Below are 22,053 nucleotides of genomic sequence, written 5' to 3' on the forward strand. Positions count from 1 at the left end.
AACGAACCGGTGGGGTGTCGACGCAGGTGCTGCCGTCGTGGTGGGTCGTGTTCATCCTGTCCTCCCGAGTTGCGTGAATGGGGGCGTGCCGAGGGCACTTACTATTCCGACTGGAGGGTGGGAGGACGGTTCAGGTTATTGGCCCTTTATGTGACCAATAGCGATGAGGGATGCCGCTCAATCCCTTGCGCGACGACTCCGTTCCCCCTTCTGGAGGGGACCTGGTGTTGCCTGAGGGTTTTGCTTTCACCACAGCAAATAACCATCGGGCGGCCGGGGCACCATCTCGTCAGCGTTGCCCACTCGGCGTGTCATGGCAGCGCGAATCCTGGCCAGCGCCCATTCGCGGGCGCGGCTCGCTCCCACAAGGACTGAACCTGCCTGCAACAGCCAGCGAGACTGCTATCAGGAGCGCGCCTCATCCGTCCGTAGCAGGTTCCTGAGATAGTCGGCGAAGCCACCACTCGCCCGGCCTTGCAGTCGCGCACTGGTAGTCACCTGCGGCATATGGCTCCAGGAAATACAGGCACCCTGTTGCTCGAAGGCACGTACCAGGTGCACGTCCTCGCCCACGGACAGGTGCTGGAAACCACCGGATCGTCGATACGCCTGCGCACAGAACCCCAGGTTGGCGCCATGGATATGGCGATGGCCATCGGCCTGGGTGTAGGCATCGGCATAACGCTGCTGCACGGACAGACGGATATCGCCCCAATCCCGTACCTGCACCGTGCCACAGACCATATCGGCGCCCAGCGCCAGCTGCGCCACCAGCCAGTCCGTGGCGACCTCGCTGTCGGCATCGGTGCAGGCAATCCAGCGTGCGCCCAGGGCGACGAGGTGTTCGACGCCTACTGCGCGGGCATAGCCGACGTTGCGTGCGCTCACGCTCAGGTAGTCGATGCCGGCAAGGGCGGCAATCGCCGCGCTGTTGTCGTCGCAGCTGTCGAGTACCAGCAGGATCTGCACCGGTTCACCGGCCAGGCCGGGATGGGCGGCAGCCTGTTGGATGGCGCGGATGCAGGTGGCGAGCAGGGCTTCTTCGTTGTGTGCGGGTACCACTACACCGATCATGATGCGCTCCCGAGCAGACCCTCGCGTGCGGCGACCGAGGTCGCCAGCGTGCCCCAGACTTCCAGCAGGAAGTCAGCTTCCTCATGACGCAACACAGGCTCCAGATGCAGGCGCTCGTGCAGGCAGGCGTGTACCTGATCGCCGCTCTGCGGGCATTCGGCGATGGGGTGCCGCCAATGGCAGGCGAGCAGGATGCCGTCCCGGCTCAGGGCGGCACGTGCCTTGCCGATCAGGCGATGCAAGTCCTGCGGGTCCAGGTAGTAGCCCAGTTCGCTGATGACGATCAAATCGAACTCGCCGGACGGCCACTGTTCGGGCAGGCGAGCCTGCTGCACGCGCGCATGAGGCACCTGCTGCAGGCGCTGGCTGGCCAGCTCTACGGCCGTTGCCGAGGTGTCGCAGCACAGCAGGTCGTCGCAACGTTCGGCCAGGCGCAGGCTCAACTCGCCATTCGCGCAGCCGGCCTCGAAGCCCCGGCCATAACGAGGAAGCGGCAGGGCGGCAAGGGTCAGGTCGCGCTTGCGTTGTTCGTACCAGCGCTGGCGCATCGACCAGGGGTCGCTGCTGTGGCTGAACAGCTCCTCGAAGTAGGCATCGGTAACGCTGCCGCAAGCACTGCTCATACAAACACCACTTCGAAGGCCCGCAGCAGCCGTTCCAGGGCCTCCGGTGCGAGCACCGGGGCGTGCCCGGAGACTGGGTCGGGATGGATCTGGCTGGCGAAGGCCTGCACGGCGTGGCGCTTGCGCGCCTGGGTCCATTGGTCGAGGGGCAGCTTGCGAGCGCGTTGCCAGGGAATACGAGGGTCTTCCGGGCTGGCCCAGTGCCAGGCCCACACGGGAATCTCGTGCACCCTGGCACCGACCTGATGCGCTGCGGCGACGCTGGCACGACCCACTGCCTCATGGTCGCTGTGGCCATCTTCGCGCCAGGTGGTGAAGACCACGTCGTCGTGGTGCAGGTAGGTCAGCAGGAAGTCCTGCAGCTTGGCTTCGTGGTTGGCCACGGCGGTATCGGGGAAGCCGCCGTGGACCCACTTCATCTCGTTGAGGGGCAGGCCGAGGCGCTTCAGGGCTGCGGCGCTTTCCTGCGGACGAGTGATGCTCAAACGCCGTGGTGTCCAATAGCGGGAGTCGGGATGGCTGGCGTTGCCATCGGTCACCGAGATCAACAGGATCTGCCGCTGCTCGCGCGCCAGCAGTTGCAGCAGGCCCCCGCAGCCCAGGATTTCATCATCCGGGTGCGGTGAGATGATCACCGCCCGTGCGCCTGGCGGCACCAGTTCCGCACAGCTGATGGTCTCGACCGCGGCGAGGTGATGCGAGGTATTCCAGGCCTGCAGCGACGTCCCGCTGCCAACGATCGGATTGGTTCTCATAGCATCCAGCTCCCTTGACGTTCCTGTGTGGTCATCAGCCCCAGTGCCGCGAGGTCACGTTCGGCATGGCTTTGCCGCAGGTAGACCGGCAGGTCGGTGAGGTGGCGGGCCAGGTAGGCATCGCGGCAGTAGGGCAGTGCGCCAAGGGCCCGGCCGACGTGGCGGATCACCTGCTCGGCGCTGCTTTCACACTGGGCGCGTGCCCGGCGGATGGGCAGTTGGGCATCGGCGGTGGGCTGCTGGTCGATCCAGCGGGCGGTGGCGCGCAGCAGGCTGGCGGCGCTGTGCAAAGCGCAATCCACCGCCCCCAGATGAGCCTGGGCATGGCTGTCTTCCCGGCGTAGGCAGTGGGCGCGCAACGCGTCGCCAATGGCCTGGGCCGAGCCATACCAGCAGGCGGCGATGCCAGCGCCGCCATGCCAGAAGCCCGGCCGCGCCAGGTAGCCGCCCGCTGGGCCGACCAGTTGGCCATGGGCACCGTCGAACAGCACCTCGACACTCTGGGTCGCGGCCATGCCCACCGCCTGCCACCCGTCGTTCGTAATTTGTACGCCGGGCTGATCGAGGGCGACGGCGACCAGTTGCTGTTCGCCGGCCGTATTCCAGGCGGTGATCAGCGCATGGCTCAGGGTGGCGGCACCGGAACACCAGGCTTTGAGGCCTTGCAGGCGCACGCCGCCATCCTGCTGTTGCGCGTTCAGGGTCACCTTCGCCTGGGGCGGCTCGGCCGCCCACATGCCCCATGTGCTGCCGGTTGGCGGTTGGGGCGCCTGCCATTCCTGCATGATCGCCAGGGCATCGGTATGGCCTTCGTAAAGCTTGCACAGGCTCAGGTCGAAGGCCGCGACGCAGGCCAGGGCCTGCCAGCGCTGCAAGGTCTGGCCTGAGCCCGGCAGAGGCAACTGATCGAGCCCCGCGCCGCAGAGCGCCTTCATGACCTCGGCCAGGGCGTGCGCGGTGACCGGTGCTGGTAGCGTCAGTGCGCGCAGCGTGGCGTCGAGGGGCTCCAGGGAATAGTCGTTCATGCCTGGGCGTCCTTGTGCAGCTCGAACAGCAGCAGCGAGCGGTGGGTCACGGTGAATTCGCTGCCGAAGGCAAAGTCTTCCTCGTGCTCTTCGTCGACACGGTTGGTGTCGAGCAGGCACCTCCAGTGATTGCCCTGGGCCACTTCCGGCATGTGGAAGTTGACCACGTCGTGGTGGGCGTTGATCACCAGCAGCAGGGTGGCGTCGGCACCGCTGCGGCGAATGCCGGTCGGCTGGGCGCGGCCGTCGAGGAGCATGCCCAGGCAGCGGGCATGCGGGTCGTGCCAGTTCTCCTCGGTCATCTCTTCGCCGTTGGGCGATAGCCAGGTCACGTCCTTGACCCCCAGCGCCTCGTTGTAGGCTCCGACGAAGAAGCGTCCCCGGCGCAGGATGGGGTAGTTCATGCGCAGTTGGATCAGACGGCTGACGAACCGCTGCAGGGCCTTGCCCGACTCGCCCAGGTTCCAGTCGATCCAGCCGATTTCGCTGTCCTGGCAATAGGCGTTGTTGTTGCCGTGCTGGGTTCGGGCGAACTCGTCGCCGGCCACCAGCATGGGTGTGCCTTGGGAGAGCAGCAGGGTGGCCATGAAGTTGCGCATCTGCCGCAAGCGCAGTTCGACGATCTCGGGATCATCGCTGGGGCCTTCCACGCCATGGTTCCACGACAGGTTGTTGCTGCTGCCGTCCTGGTTGTTCTCGTCGTTGGCCTCGTTGTGCTTGTCGTTGTACGAGACCAGGTCGTTGAGGGTGAAACCGTCGTGGGCGGTGATGAAGTTGACCGAGGTGAACGGTCGCCGGCCACGCTGGTTGTACAGGTCGCCCGAGGCCGTCAGGCGGCTGGCCAGCTCGGCCAGTTGGCCCTCGTCGCCTTTCCAGAACGCGCGCACGTTGTCGCGGAACTTGTCGTTCCACTCCGCCCAACCCGGTGGAAAGCCGCCCACCTGGTAGCCGCCGGGGCCGCAGTCCCAGGGCTCGGCGATCAGCTTGACCTTGCTCAGTACCGGGTCCTGGCGGCAGGCGACGAGAAAGCTGTGGCGCTCGTCGTAGCCGTCATGGGCGCGGGCGAGGATGGTCGCCAGGTCGAAACGGAAGCCGTCCACGCCCATCTCCGTGGCCCAGTAGCGCAGCGAGTCGGTGACCATCTGCAGCACGCAGGGGTGGCTCAGGTCCAGCGTGTTGCCGGTGCCCGAATCGTTGATATAGAAGCGCTTGTCGTCGGGCATCAGCCGGTAGTAGCTGGCGTTGTCGATGCCGCGCATGGACAGCGTGGGGCCCAGCTCGTTGCCTTCGGCGGTGTGGTTGTAGACCACGTCGAGAATCAGCTCCAGGCCGGCATCATGCAGGTGCGCGGCCATTTCCTTGAACTCGTTGATATGGCCGTTGGCCAGGTAGCGCGGGTGCGGGGCGAAGAAGGCAATGCTGTTGTAGCCCCAGTAATTGTTCATGCCTTTTTCCAGCAGGTGCTGGTCGTTGACGAAGGCATGCACCGGCAGCAGCTCGACGGAGGTTACGCCGAGCTTGCGGATATGCCGGATCACATCCGCATTCATCAATCCGGCAAAGGTACCGCGCTTGTCTTCGGGCACTGCCGGGTGGCGCATGGTCAGGCCGCGCAGGTGGGCTTCGTAGAACACCGTCCTGTCCCACGGCACGCGGATGGACTGGTGATTGCCCCAGGTGTAGGCCGGGTCGATGACCTTGCACTTGGGCACGAACGGCGCACTGTCGCGCTCGTCGAAGCTGAGGTCGCCGTCGGCGTGGCCAATGGTGTAGCCGAATAGCGATTCCGACCATTGCAACGCGCCGACCAGCTGTTTGGCGTAGGGGTCGATCAGCAGCTTGTTGGGGTTGAAACGGTGACCGGCCTCGGGCTCGTAAGGGCCATGTACCCGGTAGCCGTAGACCAGGCCGGGATGGGCATCGGGCAGGTAGCCGTGCCAGATCTCGTCGGTGTACTCGGGCAGCTCGATGCGTTCCAGCTCATGCTCGCCGCTGCTGTCGAACAGGCACAGTTCGACCTTGGTGGCATGCGCGGAGAACAGGGCGAAGTTGACGCCAAGGCCGTCCCAGGTCGCACCGAGCGGGAATGGCTGGCCCTCGGTAATGCGTGATACCTGTGTTACCTCTGCGTGCCCGCTGGGCGTGGTTGCGCAAGTACTCGAATCGTGCCGCTTGGTCATGGTCGGTCCTCAATCGGGCACGCGGCCCATTCATCAGGCTCTCGGAGTCTTCGGTGCCTTGGGCGCAGTGGGTGCCTTGGCAGTGCTGCTGCGTGGGCGCGGCTTCTTCAGCAGTTCGGGCTTGTTCACTTCGGCCTCCACATCGGCCAGCGTCACGCCCTTGGCTTTGCCACTGCGCTTGCGTGGAGTGGCCTGGGAGGCACTTGCCGCCTCGGCTTCGGCAAGCTTGCGGGCCATTTCCCAATGGCGCGCCTGCTGGCCATCGGGGCGGCCCTCGGATTCCCAGATCTGGTAAGCGAACTCACGGATACGCGCTTCGATGTTCATGGTGATGCCTCCTGAGTGGCTGGCTTGAGCAGCAGCAGGTTGACGGGAAATTCCGCGAGCACATCGCTCAGCGCCAGGGAGCCCTGGTGCGCGTGAAGGGCGCGGGTGCTGAAAATGCTGCTCAGGCTGTCGCTGGCCAGCGCCTGGGGCAGGACGATGCGGGTATCGCCCCAGCGCTCGGCGGGGATGTGCGGCAGGCTGCTGTCGCCGAGCAGCTCACTGGCCAGGTGCGGCACCACGACCAGCAGGTGCGTGTTGCCCAGGCTGCGTGAGAAAGCCAGCACGTGCCCGGCAGCCTGGCCTTCGACGCGCAGCGCCTGGTAGTCGCCATCGCGGAACAGCTCCGGGCGGGCGTAGCGGATGGCCAGCACATGGCTGATCACCCATTGCTTGATATGCCCGTCCTGCCAGCGTGCGAGCAGTTCGTCGAGTGTCGGCAGGGCGGTAATGGCAGCGATGCGGGCGGAGTAGTCGACCTCGCGGCGGTTGTCCGGGTCGACCAAGCTGAAGTCCCAGAATTCGGCGCCCTGGTACAGATCGGGTACGCCCGGCGTGCTCATGCGCAACAGGCTCTGGGCCAGGCTGTTGAGGGCGCCGGCGGGGGCGATCCGGGCTGCCGCCGCGGCGATCTCGCAGCGCAGCTCATAGCCTTCTGCGCTGCTCAGCAGGCGTTCGAGAAAGGTTCGGCAACCGGCCTCGTACTGGCTGTTCGGTGCGCTCCAGCTGCTCGCCAGCTTGGCTTCGCGCAAGGCTTTCTCCTGCCAGCGCATCAAGCGTTCGAGGTAGCCGCGCAGGCCATCGCTATCATCCGCGGACAGTTCCAGCGGCCAACTGCCGAGCAGGGTCTGGTACAGCAGCAGTTCATCCGCCACGGTTGGGGCGGGCTGCTCATCGTGAGCGTCGCGCAGTGCGGCGCCAAGTTCGCGCCAGTGTGCGCTGCGCTCGACGAACCAGGCGGCCCGTTCGCTGAGCACGGCCAGGCGTGCACGGCTGTCCTCGCCACGCTTGTGATCATGGGTGGCGGTGGCCAACAGGTTGTCCGGGAAGTGCTTGGCGCGTTCGGCACACCGCGTATGGAAGGCCTCGATAGGCGCGCTGAAGTGCTGGGGATCGAAACCCACGTCGTAGCGTGAGAGCAACACGCCGGAGCGATAGCAGGCGGTGTCCTCGACGGCCTTGGCGGCTGCGGGCGAGGTCAGTTGCTGGAAGCGGATCAGCACCTTTTCCCGCAACTGCCGCGCGGGGCCGGGTGGCAGCTCGCGCAGTGGCTGGGCACCGAGCCAGTGGTCGAGGTGATCGAGCAGCGGCCAGTCGGCTTCGGCCAGGGTAGTACGGGCACCTTCCAGGGCCTGGGCGAAGAACGCCTGGTCCTGCGCCGAGCGCCCGCAGGCGCCAGCGTAGGTGCGGTATACCGGGAAGTGCACGATCAGTTCGATCAGCGCCCGGCGAATCGCCCCCAGGGTCAGGTCGCGGGTATACAGGTCGTGGCGGGCGATCTGCAGAAGGCCCTGGGCGACTTCCTCGACATCGCCGGCCAGGGAACTGGTCAGCACCAGTTGCCGCGCGGTGCGCGCTTCGTCCAGGAAGTCGGCGCTGCGTCCGCTGGCTTCGCTCCACAACTCGCTCAGCGGTGCTTCGCCGCGTGGGTCGTGCTGCAGCAGCGATAGCTGGTTCATGAACTCGTAGCCGGTCGTGCCGTTGACGCCCCAGTCGTCAGGCAGTTGCTCGCCGTGACCGAGGATCTTCTCCACGTAGATGGGGAAGGGCTGGTCCTGCAGCAGCGGTGGGCGCTTGTCGAGCAGGCTGTCGACGCGGCGGCGCAGGCGCCGGCAATAGGCGCGCGGGTTGGCCAGGCCGTCGACGTGGTCGATGCGCAGACCATCCACCAGGCCTAGCGCGATCAATCCGAAGATTTTTTCGTGGGTCGCCTCGAACACGGCGGCCTGTTCCACCCGCAGGCCACCCAGCTCGGTGATGTCGAAAAAACGCCGCCAGTTGATATCGTCCGCCGCCGTACGCCAGTTGGCCACGCGGTAGTGCTGACGCTCGAGCAGGTTGTGCAGGCGTTGCAGGCAGGCTTCGTCGTCGCAGCGGTATTGCTGCAGGGCATATTGGATCGCCGCGCCGCATGCTTCTGGCTGGCCCAGTTGCTGGAGCTCGGCACGCAACGCCTGGGCACTGTACCAGGCCTGCGGGTCGTCGCGCAGGCTGTCGAAGCGGCGTGCCAGGGCGCTGAGGGTGGCGTCGCCGCTGCTGCGCAGGATATCGCCGTAGCTGGGTGGACTGATGGGCAAGCGGTGTTCGAAGTGCTGGGCGTGAAAGGCACTGCTGCTGCAATCGAAGTGCAGGACGATATCGCCGGCGGCCAGTGCTTCGCCGTAGTCGCAACGCAGGAACGGCACCAGGAGCTGGCCGTACATGGCCGGGTCGTGAGACTGCCACTGGATATCGAAGAATTGCGCATAGGGGCTGCTCGCGCCCCATTCGAGCACGTCCAGCCACCAGGGGTTGCCGTCACCACCGACGGCCATGTGATTGGAGACGATGTCGAGAATCAGGCCGATGCGATAGCTCCGCAAGGCCTCGACCAGGCGCACCAGAGCCGGCTCGCCACCCAGCTCGGGGTTGATTCGGGTCGGGTCGATCACGTCGTAGCCATGCATCGATCCGGGGCGGGCAGTCAGCAGCGGTGATGCATAGATATGGCTGATGCCCAGGCGCGAGAAGTACTGCACCAGAGGGACGGCGTCGTCCAGGGTGAAACCCTGGTGAAATTGCAGACGCAGAGTGGCACGCAGATCATTCATGACCAGCCTCTTGCCGAGTCGAGTGCAGGCGGGCCAGGCGGCGCGCGGCATCTGGCTGGTCGAGCAGGGTTTCTACCGGGTGTTGCTGGCGTCGGCGCCAGTTGGGGTGGATGTCGCCAGGGCCGGGTAGATTCGGCTGTTCACGCTGGCCGGTGATGTCTTCCAGCGGTAGCAGCACCAGTGGCGCGGGTGTACTGCCGAGGAAACCGATGCTGGCCTCCAGGCACGCTTCGTCACTGCGGGTGGCGCTGGGTAGTTGGCCACTGTCGGCCAGCGCGTCGATCAATGCGCTGCGCTCGCGCTCGCGTTCCACATGATCGTGGGCAGCCCGTTCGGCATCGCTGTGTCCGGCCTGCTGGCGCCAGTCGATGTCCTTGCCTCGCAACCAGCCGCTGATGCTCGGCAGGTCATGGGTGGTGGTGGTCGCCAGGGCATCCCGTGGCCATTGTTGGGCTGGGATGAAACGACCATGTCGTTGTTCGAACAGCAGCACGCGCATGCCAAGGATATTGCGCCGTGCCAGTTCCTCATGCAGGCCCGCAGGCACGGTGCCGAGGTCTTCGCCGATCATCAGGGCGCGATGGCGCCAGGATTCCAGAGCCAGCAGGCGCAGCAGGTCGGTGAGTGGATAGTTGAGGTAAGCGCCGGCATCGGCTGGAGCGCCCTCGGGAATCACCCACAGGCGCTGGAGGCCCATCACGTGGTCGATGCGGATACCGCCGGCATGGGCCAGGTTGGCCTGGAGCATCTCGATGAACGCGTGGAAACCCTGTTGTTGCAGACCGGTGGGCGAAAAAGCCGAGATGCCCCAGTTCTGCCCCGCGCGGTTGAGAATGTCGGGGGGCGCACCGACGCTGACCGCCTGTAGCAATTCGGCCTGACGCGACCAGGCCTGACTGCCGCTGGCGTCAGCGCCCACTGCGAGGTCGGCAATCAGGCCCACACCCATGCCGGCATCGCGTGCGGCCTGCTGCGCCCGTTGCAGGCCGCGAGCGACCAGCCACTGGCCGAAGGCATGGAAGGCCACTTCATGGGCATGTGTGCTGGCGAAGCGCGCCACCTCTATGTGCCGTGGGTCGCGGTATTGCGCGGGCCACAGGCGCCAGTCTCCCGGCAGGGCGTTGCTGAGCATGTGGCCGTGGAGGGCTTCGAAGCGGCAATGCTGGGTCAGCGCATCGCCACCTTGCGTACGGAAACGGGCGAAATCATCGCGCAGCCCCTGGGTTGCGCTGTTGGCGAAATCATCATGAAGCTGACGCAGAAGGCGCTGGCGACTGTTGGCGACAGCCGGCCAGTCGATCAGCGGCAAGGTTTCAAGGCGCTGCAGCTCGGCCAGCAGGCCGCTGTTGGTCACCGCTGAGGCGACCGCCGCATCGCCGAGAATGGTGGCCGGCGAAGCATGCAGCACATTGAAGAACACCCGACTAGAGGGCGAGTACGGGCTGTACTGCTCGGGTTTGGCGGCAAACATCGCATGCACCGGGCTGATGGCCAGGGCATCGGCACCTTTGTCTCCGGCACGGCGAGCCAGGGTCTCCAGCGCCTGGGTATCGCCCAGGCCGGCATCGCCGGGGCGGCGCAAGCCATAGAGCTGCGCGGTGACGCCCCAGCTGCGTGCACGGCCAGTCAACTCCTGCACGCTGCAGCAAGCGGGTGGCGCCACGGCCAGGGTGATCTGCCGGTCGCCAATGTGCAGTTGCTGGTAGCCGCAATCGGCCAGCGCCGGCAGGTTGCCTTCGCCATCGAGGTGGCCATCGATCCGCCTGCCATCTTCGAGAATCACCTGGAAGGCGCTGTGTGCGGAAAAATGCCCGTTCAGGCGCAGTGCCCGGCCCTGATCGGCGGTAAGCAGCGGCGGTAGGCTCGCGCCATGTTGTTGCTGACGCAGGACGGCCAGGCTGGCGGCGATCTGCTGGGGTGTCTGCGCGGGAAAGCCGAGCGCTTCGAGCAGGGCACGCTGGGCGTCCGGCGCCACATGCTGCGCCCGGCCATTGGCATCGACCCAGTGCTGGCTGAGGCCGGCGGTTTCGGCCAGTTGTGCCAGGCGCTCGTCGCTCATGCCGCGGCCTCCAGGCTGACTGCGACGCTGCGTGCCGGCAGGGCGCCGAGCTGGTAGCCGGCACTGTCCACACCGAGGACAAAGATCACCGCAGCGCGGGTCGGTGGCGGGCTGATGCGCAGGTCGCGTTCGCCGATATTCAGGTCGATGCGCAGCAGGCTGCGATCGCCCAGCGTCCAATGGGCGCTCACCGCACCGTCGCCGAGCACCTCGCTTTTCAGCGACGTCGCGCCCGGCAGGCGCGGGATGATCAGGCGATGGCGGATATCCAGTAGCTGCTCATACAACGCGTACCAATGTTGGTGTTCGACCAGGCTGGCGATGTTTTCTGGCAACTGTGAGCGGCTGAAGGTGTGGAGGGCGTTGGGATCGGGAATGCGCTCGCGCACGCTGGCATCGGCGTACAGGGCAAAGTCGGCGAACTCGTTGCGTCGACCCTCACGTACCTGGCAGGCAAGCTCGGCGTGGTGGTCGGTAAAGAACAGGAAGGGCTGGCGTGCGCCCCATTCCTCGCCCATGAACAACAACGGAACCATGGGTGAAAGCAGCAACAGGGCGGTTGCGGCCTTGAGTGCGTCCTCGTTGGCCAGTTCGATCAGTCGCTCGCCGAAGGCCCGGTTGCCGACCTGGTCATGGTTCTGCAGGAACAGCACGAAGGCGGTGGGCGGCAGGTGTGCACTCGGTTCGCCGCGAGCGCGACCGTGACGGTTCGGCTGCCCCTGATAGATGAAGCCTTCACCCAGGCAGCGAGCCAGCTTGGCGGTGGCATCCTCGGCGAAGTCGGCATAATAGCCCTCATGCTCGCCGGTAAGCAGGGCGTGCAGGACATTGTGGCCGTCGTCGTTCCACTGCGCGTCGAAGCCATGCTGCAGCAGCTGCGCGTTGTTGTCCTCGTTCTCCAGCACCAGATGCACATGGCGGCCCGGCTCCACGGCAGCGCGTACGCGGCTGGCCAGTTCGACGAGGAAGTCCGTCTCGCCGATGGCGTGCACCGCGTCCAGGCGCAGGCCGTCAACGCGGTAGTCGAGCAGCCACATCAGGGCGTTTTCACAGAAGTAGTCCCGCACTTCGCGCCGGCGGAAGTCGATGGCGGCACCCCAGGGCGTCTGTACATCGCTGCGAAAGAAATCGCTGGCGTAGTGGCTGAGGTAGTTTCCATCCGGGCCGAAGTGGTTGTAGACCACGTCGACGAAAACCATCAGACCCAGGCCATGGGCACTGTCGACCAGGCTTTTCAGTTGTTTCGGCGTGCCGTAGGAGGATTCAGGCGCAAAGGGCAGCACACCGTCATAACCCCAGTTGCGACTGCCGGGGAACTCGGCCAGGGGCATCAGCTCGATGGCGGTGATGCCCAGCGCCTTGAGTGCCGGCAGGCGTTGCTCGACACCGCTAAAGCCGCCCAGCAGGCCGACGTGCAGCTCATAGAGCACGCTTTCATGCCAGGGGCGACCCTGCCAGTCGCGATGCTGCCAACGGTAGGTGGCGTGATCGACCACCTGGCTGAAGCCGTGTACGTCATCGAGTTGCGCCTGCGAGGCCGGGTCCGGCACACGCAGGCGGCCATCGATGATGAAGCGGTAGCCAGTGCCTGCCACGCATTCGCAGGTGCCAACGAACCAGCCATCAGCCTGTGCCTCCAGGCAATGGACCGCCTCGCTCGTCAGTTCGACGGCAACCTCTCGGCAATCGGGTGCCCAGAGCGCAAAACGCGTGATTCCATTCTGTTGCACCTGGGCGCCGTGGGTACGCACCCGGAGGGGCATTAGCGCGATCTCCTGACCTGTTGCTGGCTGGCATTACGTTCCAGTTCGTCGACCAGTTCCGTGTAGAGGCGGTCGTACGGTGCGACCGACTGCTCCCAGTACAACGGCGAGGCCATGGCTTTGCAGCGCATGGCATTGAGCAGTTCCGGGTACTTGAACACGTTCAGCGCTCGCTCGATTGCCTCGAAATAGGCTTCGGCGGTTGCCTCACGAAAGAGGAAGCCAGTGACGCCGTCCTCGATGGTGTCGGCCAGGCCGCCCGTGCGCCGGGCGATGGGCAGTGAGCCGAAGCGCTGGGCGTACATCTGGCTCAGGCCGCAGGGCTCGAAGCGCGAGGGCATGAGCAGGAAGTCGCTGCCGGCAAACATGCGCCGGGCATCGGTCTCGTTGAATCCGACATTCACGCCGATCCGTCCTGGATAGTGCTCGCTCAGCTCGGCAACGGCAGCCTCCAGTTCCGGTTCGCCGCGGCCGATGATGGCGATGCGTCCGCCACCGGCGACGATGCGTTCGGCGACCTGCAGGGTCAGGTCGATGCCTTTCTGCTGGACCAGGCGCGACACCACGGCGAACAGCGGGCCGGCATCCGGGTCCAGGCCGAAGATCCGTTCCACGTACCGGGCATTGGCGCGCTTGCCTTGCCATTGCCGGGCACAGAAGCCGGTGATCAGGTGCGGATCGCTCATTGGCTGCCAGCTTTCATCGATGCCGTTGGCAATACCACTGAGCAGTCCGGCATCGGCCTTGAGCTTGAGCATGCCTTCCAGACCGTAGCCGAAATCGGCGGTGGTGATTTCCCGGGCGTAGGTCTGGCTCACCGTGGTGATGTGGTTGGCGTAGGTCAGGCCGGCCTTGAGAAACGACAGCTTGCCGTAGAACTCCATGCTTTCCGAGCTGAGTGCCGCTTCCGGCAGACCCAGCTCAGGCCGGCACTCGGGCGCGCACAGCCCCTGGTAGGCAAGGTTGTGGATGGTGAACACCGAGGGCGTGGTCTGCTCGCGCCAGGCCATGTAGGCCGGCGCCAGGCCTGCGGGCCAGTCATTGGCGTGCAGCAGTTCCGGGCACCAGTTGATGCACGCGGTGCCGGCAGCGATATCCGCCGCGGCCAGGCCCAGGCGAGCGAAGCGGATGTGGTTGTCGGGCCAGTCCCTGCCGTTCGCGTCGCCATACGGGTTGCCTTCGCGTTCATACAGCTCGGGACAGAGCACCACGTAGACGATGAGGCCGTCTTCCAGGTCCATGCGGCCGATGCGGCAGGCGGGCAGGGCGGCGTGGCCGCCGAGTTCGCCGACGATGCGAATCGGCTGGCTGCTGTCGACAATCATCCGATAGCCGGGAATCAGCACACGAATGTCATAGCGGGGCATGAGGGCGCGAGGCAGGGCTGCTGAAACGTCGCCCAACCCACCGACCTTGACCAGATCGGCGAACTCGGAGGTGACGAATAGAATTTTCTTCTTCGGACTCTGCTGACATTGGAGATGGAGGGGCGGTTGTTGGCGAATCGCCAGCGTTGAGACTCCATCGAAGTGAGCAGTCACAGCAGCATTTCTCATACGTCCTCCAGTCATTTGAATTCCATGCCCAGGGTTCGGACCGTCAGGTTTCAATGCCCTTGGAAAAGCACAGCGCCGAGCAGCAGGGATTGATCCTCAGTCTTGTGATGACTGGGCTGACGAGAAGAAAGTTTCGACTTTTATTCCCATATGCGGACCAGGACCCGATGACGTGTCGATCAGGTTCCAGGCAGGAGGAGCGTGGGCGTTGCTGAAGGGGCAGCCCTGGCTCGGCTCTGTCTCAGGGAAGTGTCTGCACTGGCAGATTGCCTGCTGTGGCGTACGAATTCGTCAGGCGGGCTTGTCAGGCACGCTGCTCACCTGGCCTGAGGCGGCCTGGTGAGCAGTGGCTGGGAGGTTTGTGTGCGAGGGGGGGCTGGTCAGGATTGTCCGGCAACGCGTTGGTGCAACTGTTGGGCGAGTTGCTCCAGGCGTTCGCCCAGAGCCACCAAGGATTCCTGGGCGGCCAGCAGTTCGGCACTGGCCTCGCGCTGACGCAGGCTGGCTTCGCGCTGAGCGGCACTGTTGTGGCGAACATCGGCGAGTTGCTGGTGGGCCTCATCCAGCGCCTGGCTGTGCTGCAGGATCGAACTGGACAGGTCTTCGGTCGCCGTGGCGTTGCTGCTCAGCGCGGCTCCAACGTCACTGACCTGGTTGGCGCCGGTATCGACAATCTGCTGGGACTGGGTGAGTACGCTCTGCACGGTCTCGGCAGTCTGGTTGCTGCGCTGCGACAGGTTGCGTACTTCGTCGGCCACCACGGCGAAGCCTCGGCCATGTTCGCCGGCGCGGGCGGCCTCGATGGCTGCGTTGAGGGCGAGAAGGTTGGTTTGCTGGGCGATGGCGCTGATCATCTGCATGGATTCGGCGATGCGCTGATTGCTCGACTGGATGGCCTGCATGCTCTGCTGGGCTTCCTGCATATGCTGGGCGCAACTGTTGACCTGGCTGCTGCTGTGCTGAGTGTCCTGGCTCAGGCGCTGCATGTGCCGGGTGCTGTCGGCCAGGCTTTCCAGCACCGTGTTCAAGGCCTGGTCGAGCAGCAGCATGGCGTCGGCCTGCTGCTGGACGTCGCTGTCGATGCTCTGGCAGCGCAGGCGGATGTTGTCGAGGGTCTTGTACAACTGCTGGGAAAGCTGGCGCAGGTCGCCGGCACTCAGGCGGATCTCGCCCAGCAAGGCCGCCAGCTGCTGGCTGCTCTGGGTGGCTTCACGTCCTACTGCCTGTGCGGCATCGAGGTGCTGTTGGGCATCATCCAGCGCCTGCTGGCGGACTTTGGCGCTGGTCCACTGCGCGAACCAGATGGTCACCACCGGCAAGAGGAAACCGGAGTACTCGTTGACCATCGCATCGCGGGGGCTCAGCTCGAAGGCCGGCAGAATGGCGCCGGAGCGGTCCAGGCGAATCAGCCAGAAAACGAAGATCAGCTGCAACAGGCTCCAGAAGGCGGCGCTGCGCCCACCCAGCAACAGGTAGGCGAAGCAGATCACCACCACAGGCCAGAAGATGTGTGCCGAATGCAGCCCCCCGAGGTGGTAGATGAGGATCATCGCGTAACTGCTGATGCACGCCATGGCCAGGTTGGCGATGCCTCGGGCTGGCAGCCAGGCGTTGCGCAGAACCAGCAGTACCAACGGCATGCCGATGATCAGCAGGAATGAGCCCTGCATGAGTGCGCCATTTCCCAATCGACCCCATTTGATGCCGCTGTACAGGCCGATGACCAGGCCGCAGAAGGCAAAAAATACCAGCATGCGGCTCAGCAGCAGGTTGCTGTTGTCCTGTTCGGTTGGCGGGATGAAGGCCGCCAAAAGACCCTGTTGCATGGTTTGGGCTCCATTCTTGTTGTTCTGGTCGACAACTGGGTCGATGTACCAGGCGTGCCTCATCTATCGGCAGAAGGCAGCAGATATGCAGGGGATGATGGCAAAGAGATGGCTGGCATAGTACCCCGCTGGCAGGTCAGCCAATGGCCAGCGATGCTGAAAAGCCCCGGCCCTGGCGGGCTATAGCGAAGATCCGGAAAAATGCCATGGCAAAAGAGCCAGCATAAACGGCGGAATTGGCTTGTTTTTTTCTTGCGCAAAGGTGGAATTCGACACAAATTTCACATCGATTACCGCATGATGCATTCGCTCGACAGGTCCGTATTCTCTGGCCTGGCTGTTTCCCGACGTTATCTCCCTACTCACGTGGATTCCCTTCACCATGTCTTCAGCGGATGTTCTGAGTCATCGGCCCGGGGCTGTGCGCCGTCTCCAGCCCACACTCGCCAGTCACCTTGCTTTCACCCTGGGCAGCGCAGCGCTGCTGATGGTGATGTATTCCCTGCTGCGCCTGGCGCTGCTTCTCTATAACCATGAGCAGATCGGCACTACGCCGGCATCGGTGTTTGCCGAGGCCTTCTTCAATGGCCTGCGTTTCGACCTGCGTCTGGTGGTCTACGCCTGTGCGCCGTTGCTGCTGTCCGTCCTGAGCGTGCATGCCATGCGCGCGCGCCGGCTGCACGTGATCTGGCTGACCCTGTTCGCCAGCCTGACCCTGTTTCTCGGTGTCAGTGAGCTGGACTTCTACCGTGAGTTTCACCAGCGCCTGAACAGCCTGGTGTTCCAGTACCTGGAAGAGGACCTGAACACGGTCCTGAGCATGATCTGGTATGGCTTCCCGGTGGTGCGCTACCTGATCGCCTGGGCGCTGGCCACCCTGGTCCTGGCCTGGCTGTTTATCCGCATCGAGCGTTCTACCCGGCCAAGAGACGGGCAGCTCGCTTCGGCCTGGTACTGGCGTGTGGTGGTATTCATCCTGTGCCTGCTGGTTGCGGTGATCGCCGCGCGTGGCACGCTGAAACAGGGGCCGCCACTGCGTTGGGGCGATGCCTACACCACGGATTCGATGTTCGCCAACCACCTGGGCCTGAATGGCACGCTGACGCTGGTGGATGCGGCGAAGAACAGTTTCTCCGATCACCGCGACCACGCCTGGAAGTCGACCTTGCCGGAAGACGAGGCGCTGAAAGTGGTGCGTGGCATGTTGCTCGGGGAGCATGACACCCTGGTCGATGCGGACAAGGCGGCCGTGCGCCGGATCTATCAACCACCGCAGGCCAATACGCTACCCGTGCGCAATGTGGTGGTGATCCTGATGGAAAGCTTTGCCGGTCGCTGGGTCGGTGCCTTGGGCAGCGATGCCAATATCACGCCCAACTTCGACCGCCTGAGCAAGGAAGGGCTGTTGTTCAAGCGCTTCTTCTCCAATGGCACGCACACCCACCAGGGTATGTTCGCCACCATGGCCTGCTTCCCCAATCTGCCGAGCTTCGAGTACCTGATGCGCACACCGGAAGGCGGGCACCAGTTCTCCGGTCTGCCACAGTTGCTCAGCGCCCGTGATTACGACGACGTCTACGTCTACAACGGCAACTTCCAGTGGGACAACCAGTCGGGATTCTTCAGCAACCAGGGCATGCGTCGCTTCATCGGCCGGGAAGACTTCGTCGATCCGGTGTACATCGACCCGACCTGGGGCGTATCGGACCAGGACATGTTCGACCGTGGCGCGCAGGAACTGGCGAAAATGGATCAGCAGAAGCCGTTCTATGCATTGCTGCAGACCTTGTCCAACCACACGCCATATGCCTTGCCCAAGGATCTGCCTGTAGAGCCGGTAACGGGCCATGGCTCGTACAATGAACACCTGACTGCCATGCGTTATGCGGATTGGGCGCTAGGGCAGTTTTTCGAAAAGGCCAAACAACAGCCGTATTACAAAAACACTCTGTTTGTAGTGTTGGGCGATCATGGTTTTGTCAGCTCGAAACAACTGACCGAGATGGACCTGTTCCGTTTCAACGTGCCGTTGCTGCTTATCGCGCCGGGCATTCAGGATCAGTTCGGCACCAGTCGGGAAACTGTGGGTACCCAGGTCGACGTGGTGCCGACCATCATGGGTCGACTGGGCGGCGATGTGCAGCATCAATGCTGGGGGCGCGACTTGCTGAGCCTGCCGGAAGGTGACCAGGGCACGGGCGTGATCAAGCCGTCGGGCAGCGATCAGACGGTGGCAATCATCGATGGCGGGAAGATCCTCATCCAGCCGAAGGAACTGCCTGCTCGCCTGTACGAGTACCGTCTGGGCGCTGATGCCGAGGTGAAGGTCCTGCAGGACGATCCAGACGAGGCGGCCCTGCACAAGCGCCTGGAAGCCTTCCTGCAGAGCGCCACGCAGAGCTTGCTGAACAACCGCTCTGGAGCGGTCAGCGGCAAAGCGGATTGAGGGTGCCGCGTAGCTGATGACAAGGCCGGCGATTGCCGGCCTTGTCATATCTGTAGAACTGCGGATTCCGGCACGGGCCACCTGTCGTCAGGTGTATTGCCAATGATGTATCGCCGCGACACGGGCACGTCTCAGGCGCTACTCTGAGGGCTAACGACATGGCCTGCCTGTTTGCAGGGGTGTCGCCAGCCAGGTCAGCGCAGCGGCCTGGCGCATTAAGGTCGGACACGATCGTTGTCCGGCTCTCGGGCGGCACCACAAGGTGTCGCAAGGCCGCCACTGCCATTGGTTGCGGCCTATCAATCGCCTGAGAGGAGGTCGTTTCATGAGTACAACCTTCCAAGATGATGTCAGCGGTAACGTTCTGCGCCGTATGAAAGAGGGCGGTTTCGATTTCGCCCGCGTTCATCCCATCGAGTTTCACGCGATTTTCCCGGATGAGGACCGGGCACGTCTGGCTGCACGTACATTTCGCGGTGAGTCACTCAATGCCCAGGTCAGCGTCCGTGAGGACGGTGCCTGGCACCTGCTGGTGAGCAAGGTGATGTATGCCACGCATTCGGGGATCGATGATTTCGAGCAGAACCTCGAATCGCTGGTCGGGCCTCTGGGTGGTGTGCTGGATGGCTGGGGCGTGACGCAGGAGGTACATCTGCGGGGCAGTTGAATGATCTGCCCGGAGTGTGCCGGCTGCCTGGGTGGCAGCCGGCGTTTCATATTTCTAGGTTCTCAGGCGAGTTCGCGGCGTTGCAGGTGTTCCAGGTAGGTCACCACATCAGGCGCCCCTGCTAATCGCAGGCCTTCACCCAGCGCATTGGCTTCGGCCGAAGCCTTCGGCAACATCAATACTTCAGGCGCGCCCGCAATACGCAGCAGTGACAGGCGTGCGTAGGGCAAGCGGTTGTCCAGCAGCAGCCCCATGAAGGCCGGATCACTCCAGGCCTGGGAGGGCATGCCGAGGGAGTGGTACTGCTGCTTGAGCTGACTCAGGCCGGATGTACTCAGGTGATAACGGGTCAGTTTGGCGGGTAGATTGACTTCCAGCCCGCGAAGGCGAGCGTAGGCAATTGCACTGGCAAAATCTTCGACGTGCTGTTCACCGGTCCAGAAAATGCGTTTGCCATGCCAGCTCGCCTGGCATAGCTCGATGGGGTCACCCGCGAGAAAGCGCGGCAGGGCGCGGCTGATGGTCCTGAGGAAATCCTTGTAGCTGATAATGCGCAGGTTGCGGCATGCTGGGCTGGCGGCCAACTCTTCGAAATTACTGTGGGTGCCGCCGCGTTCGAGAGGCTGGCCGAAGAGCCCATCAATCTGGCGCAGGTCGAAGTGAGCGAGCTGTTCGTGCTGATGTTCCACCACCTGCATGAAGGCCGCCCTGGCGGCGGCCTTGTCTTCCTGCACCGGGCCGGAGAACGCGTCGCGCGGCAGGTCGACCAGGCGTTGCAGTGGAGGGCCGTCCTGCCACCAGATGCTTTGTCGTGGAACCGGCATGGCGATGAAAGGCAGGCGCAGCTTGCGAGCGCGCTCGAACACCAGACGTGACCCACGGCCACTCAGGCCAAGGCGTTGGGCCAGAGCGGAAAAACGTGACGCCAGACTGGTAGTGGAATCGGACAGACTCATGACCCGCAATACATCCCGGAAACATGGTGAACAGTGTGGCAGATGGTACGCCCGTACGCACTGGATGGGGCAAGAAGTGAGTTTTTTTGATCCGCAGAGAAGCGGACTGCTTGTGGCAGAATTGAGTGAAACATTGTTGAGGTCGTCTCCATGCCCAGCCTGGTACTGGATATCGCTCTACCCGCAGAGCGTTTCCTTGCCGTTTACCAAGGACGTGCCAATCGGGTCATGCTGTTCAGTCGTGATGGTCGCAAGGTTAGCTTGCCGGCCCACCATTTGAAGCCCTTTCTACGCCACGATGGTATCAACGGAGTCTTCGAGTTGGAGTTCAGTGTCAGTGGCGAACTGCTGGAACTGCGCCAACTGCAATAGCTGAGTCGATATGCAACCATGCTCCCATCGTCTTGCCCCTGGGCCTTATTACGCGCTTGCCTCGCCGTAGGCGAGTGGGGATGGCTATAATCGCGGCCTATTTCCCATTGTACCCACCGAGCCAAATTGCCCATGTATGACCTGGCCCGCACCTTATTGTTCAAGCTGTCCCCGGAAACTTCCCATGAACTGTCCATCGACCTGATCGGGGCAGGGGGGCGCCTTGGGCTCAATGGTCTGATTGGCAAGGCGCCTGCTCGTCTGCCAACCCAGGTGATGGGGCTGACCTTCGACAACCCGGTAGGGCTGGCGGCAGGATTGGACAAGAATGGCGACGCCATCGACGGGTTTGCTCAATTGGGTTTCGGCTTTGTCGAAATCGGCACCGTGACGCCACGGCCGCAGCCGGGAAATCCCAAGCCACGTTTGTTCCGCCTCCCTGAAGCCACCGCGATCATCAATCGCATGGGCTTCAACAACCTGGGCGTCGATCATTTGCTGGCGCGGGTTCAGGCAGCCAAATACAAAGGCGTGCTGGGTATCAATATCGGCAAGAACTTCGATACGCCGGTAGAGCGGGCAGTGGATGACTACCTGATCTGCCTGGACAAGGTCTATGCCCACGCCAGTTATGTGACGGTCAACGTCAGCTCGCCCAATACACCGGGTCTGCGCAGTTTGCAGTTCGGTGATTCGCTCAAGCAGTTGCTCGAGTCCCTGCGCCAGCGTCAGGAAGACCTGGCTCAGGTGCATGGCCGTCGTGTGCCGCTGGCGATCAAGATCGCGCCGGACATGAGCGACGAGGAGACGGCCGATGTCGCCCGTGCTCTGGTGGAAACGGGCATGGATGCAGTGATCGCCACCAACACCACGTTGTCACGTGAAGGTGTCGAGGGCCTGGCATTCGCCGAAGAGGCGGGTGGTCTGTCGGGAGCGCCGGTACGCGAGAAGAGCACGCACACGGTCAAGGTACTGGCTGGCGAGCTCAAGGGCCGTTTGCCGATCATCGCCGCGGGTGGGATTACCGAAGGTGCCCATGCTGCCGAGAAGATCGCCGCGGGGGCGAGCCTGGTGCAGATCTACTCGGGGTTCATCTACAAGGGGCCGGCGTTGATCCGCGAGGCCGTCGATGCCATCGCTGCAGTGCCGCGCGCATAAGAACCCATCTGCGATCTTCTGGAGGGGTGGCTGCCATGGATGGCAGGCCATAAAAAAGGGCTCCCGAAGGAGCCCTTGGGCTTGCGCCCACCGCCCGGATGGGGCGGTATGGTGAAGTCGGGGGGTGATCCTGGTTCAGCCGACGGCGTGAAGTTCGTTGAGTCTATGGATGCCGGCAGTGCCGGTCAGGCCATCCCAGTTGTCGCCGCGTCCCTCCCGCCAGCCGTTGATCCAGGCCTGACGTGTGGAAGCATGGGTGAAAGGACACAGGTCGCGGGATTTGCCGTGAATGCCGTGCTGATAACCGCGCAAGAACGCTCTTTCCAAAGGATCACGCTTAAGTCTTCTCATAGGGTGTTGCCCTCACTTGTTGACTGTTATGTCCTGTGGGTCCCCTGTAGGGACCAAGGCAGAATTGCTACTGCCAAATGGGGCCGCTGCCGGCGTCGCGGACCACCT

General features: G+C 63.8%; 17 protein-coding genes. 4 read left to right on the forward strand and 13 right to left on the reverse strand.

Going from position 1 to position 22,053, the window contains the following annotated elements:
• Positions 1–405 precede the first annotated feature (405 nt).
• The 11 genes from ACWPW0_RS10405 to ACWPW0_RS10455 form a co-directional block, all read right to left on the reverse strand.
• Positions 406–1,074 carry a glycosyltransferase gene (locus tag ACWPW0_RS10405; protein ID WP_447592037.1) on the reverse strand — a complete coding sequence of 223 codons (669 nt, stop codon included), beginning with the start codon at positions 1,072–1,074 and terminating at the stop codon, positions 406–408.
• Entirely contained in the window at positions 1,071–1,697 is a 627-nt protein-coding gene (locus tag ACWPW0_RS10410; protein ID WP_454255284.1) for a class I SAM-dependent DNA methyltransferase, read from the reverse strand. The genes ACWPW0_RS10405 and ACWPW0_RS10410 overlap by 4 nt, the downstream gene beginning before the upstream one ends.
• On the reverse strand, positions 1,694–2,452 hold the full coding sequence (locus ACWPW0_RS10415; RefSeq protein ID WP_454255285.1) for a PIG-L deacetylase family protein: 759 nt from the start codon (positions 2,450–2,452) through the stop codon (positions 1,694–1,696). The genes ACWPW0_RS10410 and ACWPW0_RS10415 overlap by 4 nt, the downstream gene beginning before the upstream one ends.
• Positions 2,449–3,387 (reverse strand): acyl-CoA dehydrogenase, encoded by a 939-nt coding sequence (locus ACWPW0_RS10420; protein ID WP_454256724.1) that lies wholly within the window; start codon positions 3,385–3,387, stop codon positions 2,449–2,451. The genes ACWPW0_RS10415 and ACWPW0_RS10420 overlap by 4 nt, the downstream gene beginning before the upstream one ends.
• Before the next feature lie 86 nt (positions 3,388–3,473).
• Positions 3,474–5,657, reverse strand: coding sequence for a glycogen debranching protein GlgX (gene glgX / locus ACWPW0_RS10425; protein WP_454255286.1), 2,184 nt, complete (start codon positions 5,655–5,657; stop codon positions 3,474–3,476).
• Positions 5,658–5,690: 33 nt separating this feature from the next.
• Complete coding sequence (locus ACWPW0_RS10430; protein ID WP_454255287.1) at positions 5,691–5,984, reverse strand: DUF2934 domain-containing protein; 294 nt, start codon at positions 5,982–5,984, stop codon at positions 5,691–5,693.
• Positions 5,981–8,791 carry a malto-oligosyltrehalose synthase gene (locus tag ACWPW0_RS10435; RefSeq protein ID WP_454255288.1) on the reverse strand — a complete coding sequence of 937 codons (2,811 nt, stop codon included), beginning with the start codon at positions 8,789–8,791 and terminating at the stop codon, positions 5,981–5,983. The genes ACWPW0_RS10430 and ACWPW0_RS10435 overlap by 4 nt, the downstream gene beginning before the upstream one ends.
• Entirely contained in the window at positions 8,784–10,850 is a 2,067-nt protein-coding gene (gene malQ, locus ACWPW0_RS10440; RefSeq protein WP_454255289.1) for a 4-alpha-glucanotransferase, read from the reverse strand. Before malQ ends, ACWPW0_RS10435 begins: the two co-directional genes overlap by 8 nt.
• Positions 10,847–12,613, reverse strand: a complete 1,767-nt coding sequence (treZ, locus tag ACWPW0_RS10445) for a malto-oligosyltrehalose trehalohydrolase (RefSeq protein ID WP_454255290.1) — start codon at positions 12,611–12,613, stop codon at positions 10,847–10,849. The genes malQ and treZ overlap by 4 nt, the downstream gene beginning before the upstream one ends.
• On the reverse strand, positions 12,613–14,169 hold the full coding sequence (gene glgA / locus ACWPW0_RS10450) for a glycogen synthase GlgA (protein WP_454255291.1): 1,557 nt from the start codon (positions 14,167–14,169) through the stop codon (positions 12,613–12,615). The genes treZ and glgA overlap by 1 nt, the downstream gene beginning before the upstream one ends.
• Positions 14,170–14,549: 380 nt before the next feature.
• Positions 14,550–16,058, reverse strand: coding sequence for a methyl-accepting chemotaxis protein (locus ACWPW0_RS10455; protein WP_454255292.1), 1,509 nt, complete (start codon positions 16,056–16,058; stop codon positions 14,550–14,552).
• 319 nt (positions 16,059–16,377) lie between these two features.
• On the opposite strand from ACWPW0_RS10455, the gene ACWPW0_RS10460 reads away from it, so the two are divergent.
• Positions 16,378–18,441, forward strand: a complete 2,064-nt coding sequence (locus ACWPW0_RS10460) for an LTA synthase family protein (protein ID WP_454255293.1) — start codon at positions 16,378–16,380, stop codon at positions 18,439–18,441.
• A gap of 325 nt (positions 18,442–18,766) precedes the next feature.
• On the forward strand, positions 18,767–19,108 hold the full coding sequence (locus ACWPW0_RS10465) for a ribonuclease E inhibitor RraB (protein WP_447592017.1): 342 nt from the start codon (positions 18,767–18,769) through the stop codon (positions 19,106–19,108).
• Positions 19,109–19,170: 62 nt separating this feature from the next.
• On the opposite strand, the gene ACWPW0_RS10470 is transcribed toward ACWPW0_RS10465, so the two are convergent.
• Positions 19,171–20,064: a DUF6685 family protein gene (locus ACWPW0_RS10470; RefSeq protein ID WP_454255294.1), complete on the reverse strand. Its 894-nt coding sequence runs from the start codon at positions 20,062–20,064 to the stop codon at positions 19,171–19,173.
• A gap of 150 nt (positions 20,065–20,214) precedes the next feature.
• On the opposite strand from ACWPW0_RS10470, the gene ACWPW0_RS10475 reads away from it, so the two are divergent.
• Together ACWPW0_RS10475 and ACWPW0_RS10480 are read left to right on the forward strand one after the other, a co-directional pair.
• Positions 20,215–20,436 carry a DUF2835 domain-containing protein gene (locus ACWPW0_RS10475; RefSeq protein ID WP_447592014.1) on the forward strand — a complete coding sequence of 74 codons (222 nt, stop codon included), beginning with the start codon at positions 20,215–20,217 and terminating at the stop codon, positions 20,434–20,436.
• A gap of 132 nt (positions 20,437–20,568) precedes the next feature.
• Complete coding sequence (locus ACWPW0_RS10480) at positions 20,569–21,594, forward strand: quinone-dependent dihydroorotate dehydrogenase (RefSeq protein WP_454255295.1); 1,026 nt, start codon at positions 20,569–20,571, stop codon at positions 21,592–21,594.
• Between the two features lie 135 nt (positions 21,595–21,729).
• On the opposite strand, the gene rmf is transcribed toward ACWPW0_RS10480, so the two are convergent.
• Positions 21,730–21,945 (reverse strand): ribosome modulation factor, encoded by a 216-nt coding sequence (rmf, locus tag ACWPW0_RS10485; RefSeq protein WP_447592011.1) that lies wholly within the window; start codon positions 21,943–21,945, stop codon positions 21,730–21,732.
• Between the last annotated feature and the right edge of the window lie 108 nt (positions 21,946–22,053).

It is taken from the genome of Pseudomonas sp. Marseille-Q8238 (assembly GCF_965111915.1).

What these genes read in the sequence shown, in the direction of transcription:
- ACWPW0_RS10405 (WP_447592037.1), bottom strand. Translation starts at nt 1,074, where the DNA reads ATGATCGGTGTAGTGGTACCCGCACACAACGAAGAAGCCCTGCTCGCC.
- ACWPW0_RS10410 (WP_454255284.1), bottom strand. Translation starts at nt 1,697, where the DNA reads ATGAGCAGTGCTTGCGGCAGCGTTACCGATGCCTACTTCGAGGAGCTG.
- ACWPW0_RS10415 (WP_454255285.1), bottom strand. Translation starts at nt 2,452, where the DNA reads ATGAGAACCAATCCGATCGTTGGCAGCGGGACGTCGCTGCAGGCCTGG.
- ACWPW0_RS10420 (WP_454256724.1), bottom strand. Translation starts at nt 3,387, where the DNA reads ATGAAGGCGCTCTGCGGCGCGGGGCTCGATCAGTTGCCTCTGCCGGGC.
- glgX (WP_454255286.1), bottom strand. Translation starts at nt 5,657, where the DNA reads ATGACCAAGCGGCACGATTCGAGTACTTGCGCAACCACGCCCAGCGGG.
- ACWPW0_RS10430 (WP_454255287.1), bottom strand. Translation starts at nt 5,984, where the DNA reads ATGAACATCGAAGCGCGTATCCGTGAGTTCGCTTACCAGATCTGGGAA.
- ACWPW0_RS10435 (WP_454255288.1), bottom strand. Translation starts at nt 8,791, where the DNA reads ATGAATGATCTGCGTGCCACTCTGCGTCTGCAATTTCACCAGGGTTTC.
- malQ (WP_454255289.1), bottom strand. Translation starts at nt 10,850, where the DNA reads ATGAGCGACGAGCGCCTGGCACAACTGGCCGAAACCGCCGGCCTCAGC.
- treZ (WP_454255290.1), bottom strand. Translation starts at nt 12,613, where the DNA reads ATGCCCCTCCGGGTGCGTACCCACGGCGCCCAGGTGCAACAGAATGGA.
- glgA (WP_454255291.1), bottom strand. Translation starts at nt 14,169, where the DNA reads ATGAGAAATGCTGCTGTGACTGCTCACTTCGATGGAGTCTCAACGCTG.
- ACWPW0_RS10455 (WP_454255292.1), bottom strand. Translation starts at nt 16,058, where the DNA reads ATGAGGCACGCCTGGTACATCGACCCAGTTGTCGACCAGAACAACAAG.
- ACWPW0_RS10460 (WP_454255293.1), top strand. Translation starts at nt 16,378, where the DNA reads ATGTCTTCAGCGGATGTTCTGAGTCATCGGCCCGGGGCTGTGCGCCGT.
- ACWPW0_RS10465 (WP_447592017.1), top strand. Translation starts at nt 18,767, where the DNA reads ATGAGTACAACCTTCCAAGATGATGTCAGCGGTAACGTTCTGCGCCGT.
- ACWPW0_RS10470 (WP_454255294.1), bottom strand. Translation starts at nt 20,064, where the DNA reads ATGAGTCTGTCCGATTCCACTACCAGTCTGGCGTCACGTTTTTCCGCT.
- ACWPW0_RS10475 (WP_447592014.1), top strand. Translation starts at nt 20,215, where the DNA reads ATGCCCAGCCTGGTACTGGATATCGCTCTACCCGCAGAGCGTTTCCTT.
- ACWPW0_RS10480 (WP_454255295.1), top strand. Translation starts at nt 20,569, where the DNA reads ATGTATGACCTGGCCCGCACCTTATTGTTCAAGCTGTCCCCGGAAACT.
- rmf (WP_447592011.1), bottom strand. Translation starts at nt 21,945, where the DNA reads ATGAGAAGACTTAAGCGTGATCCTTTGGAAAGAGCGTTCTTGCGCGGT.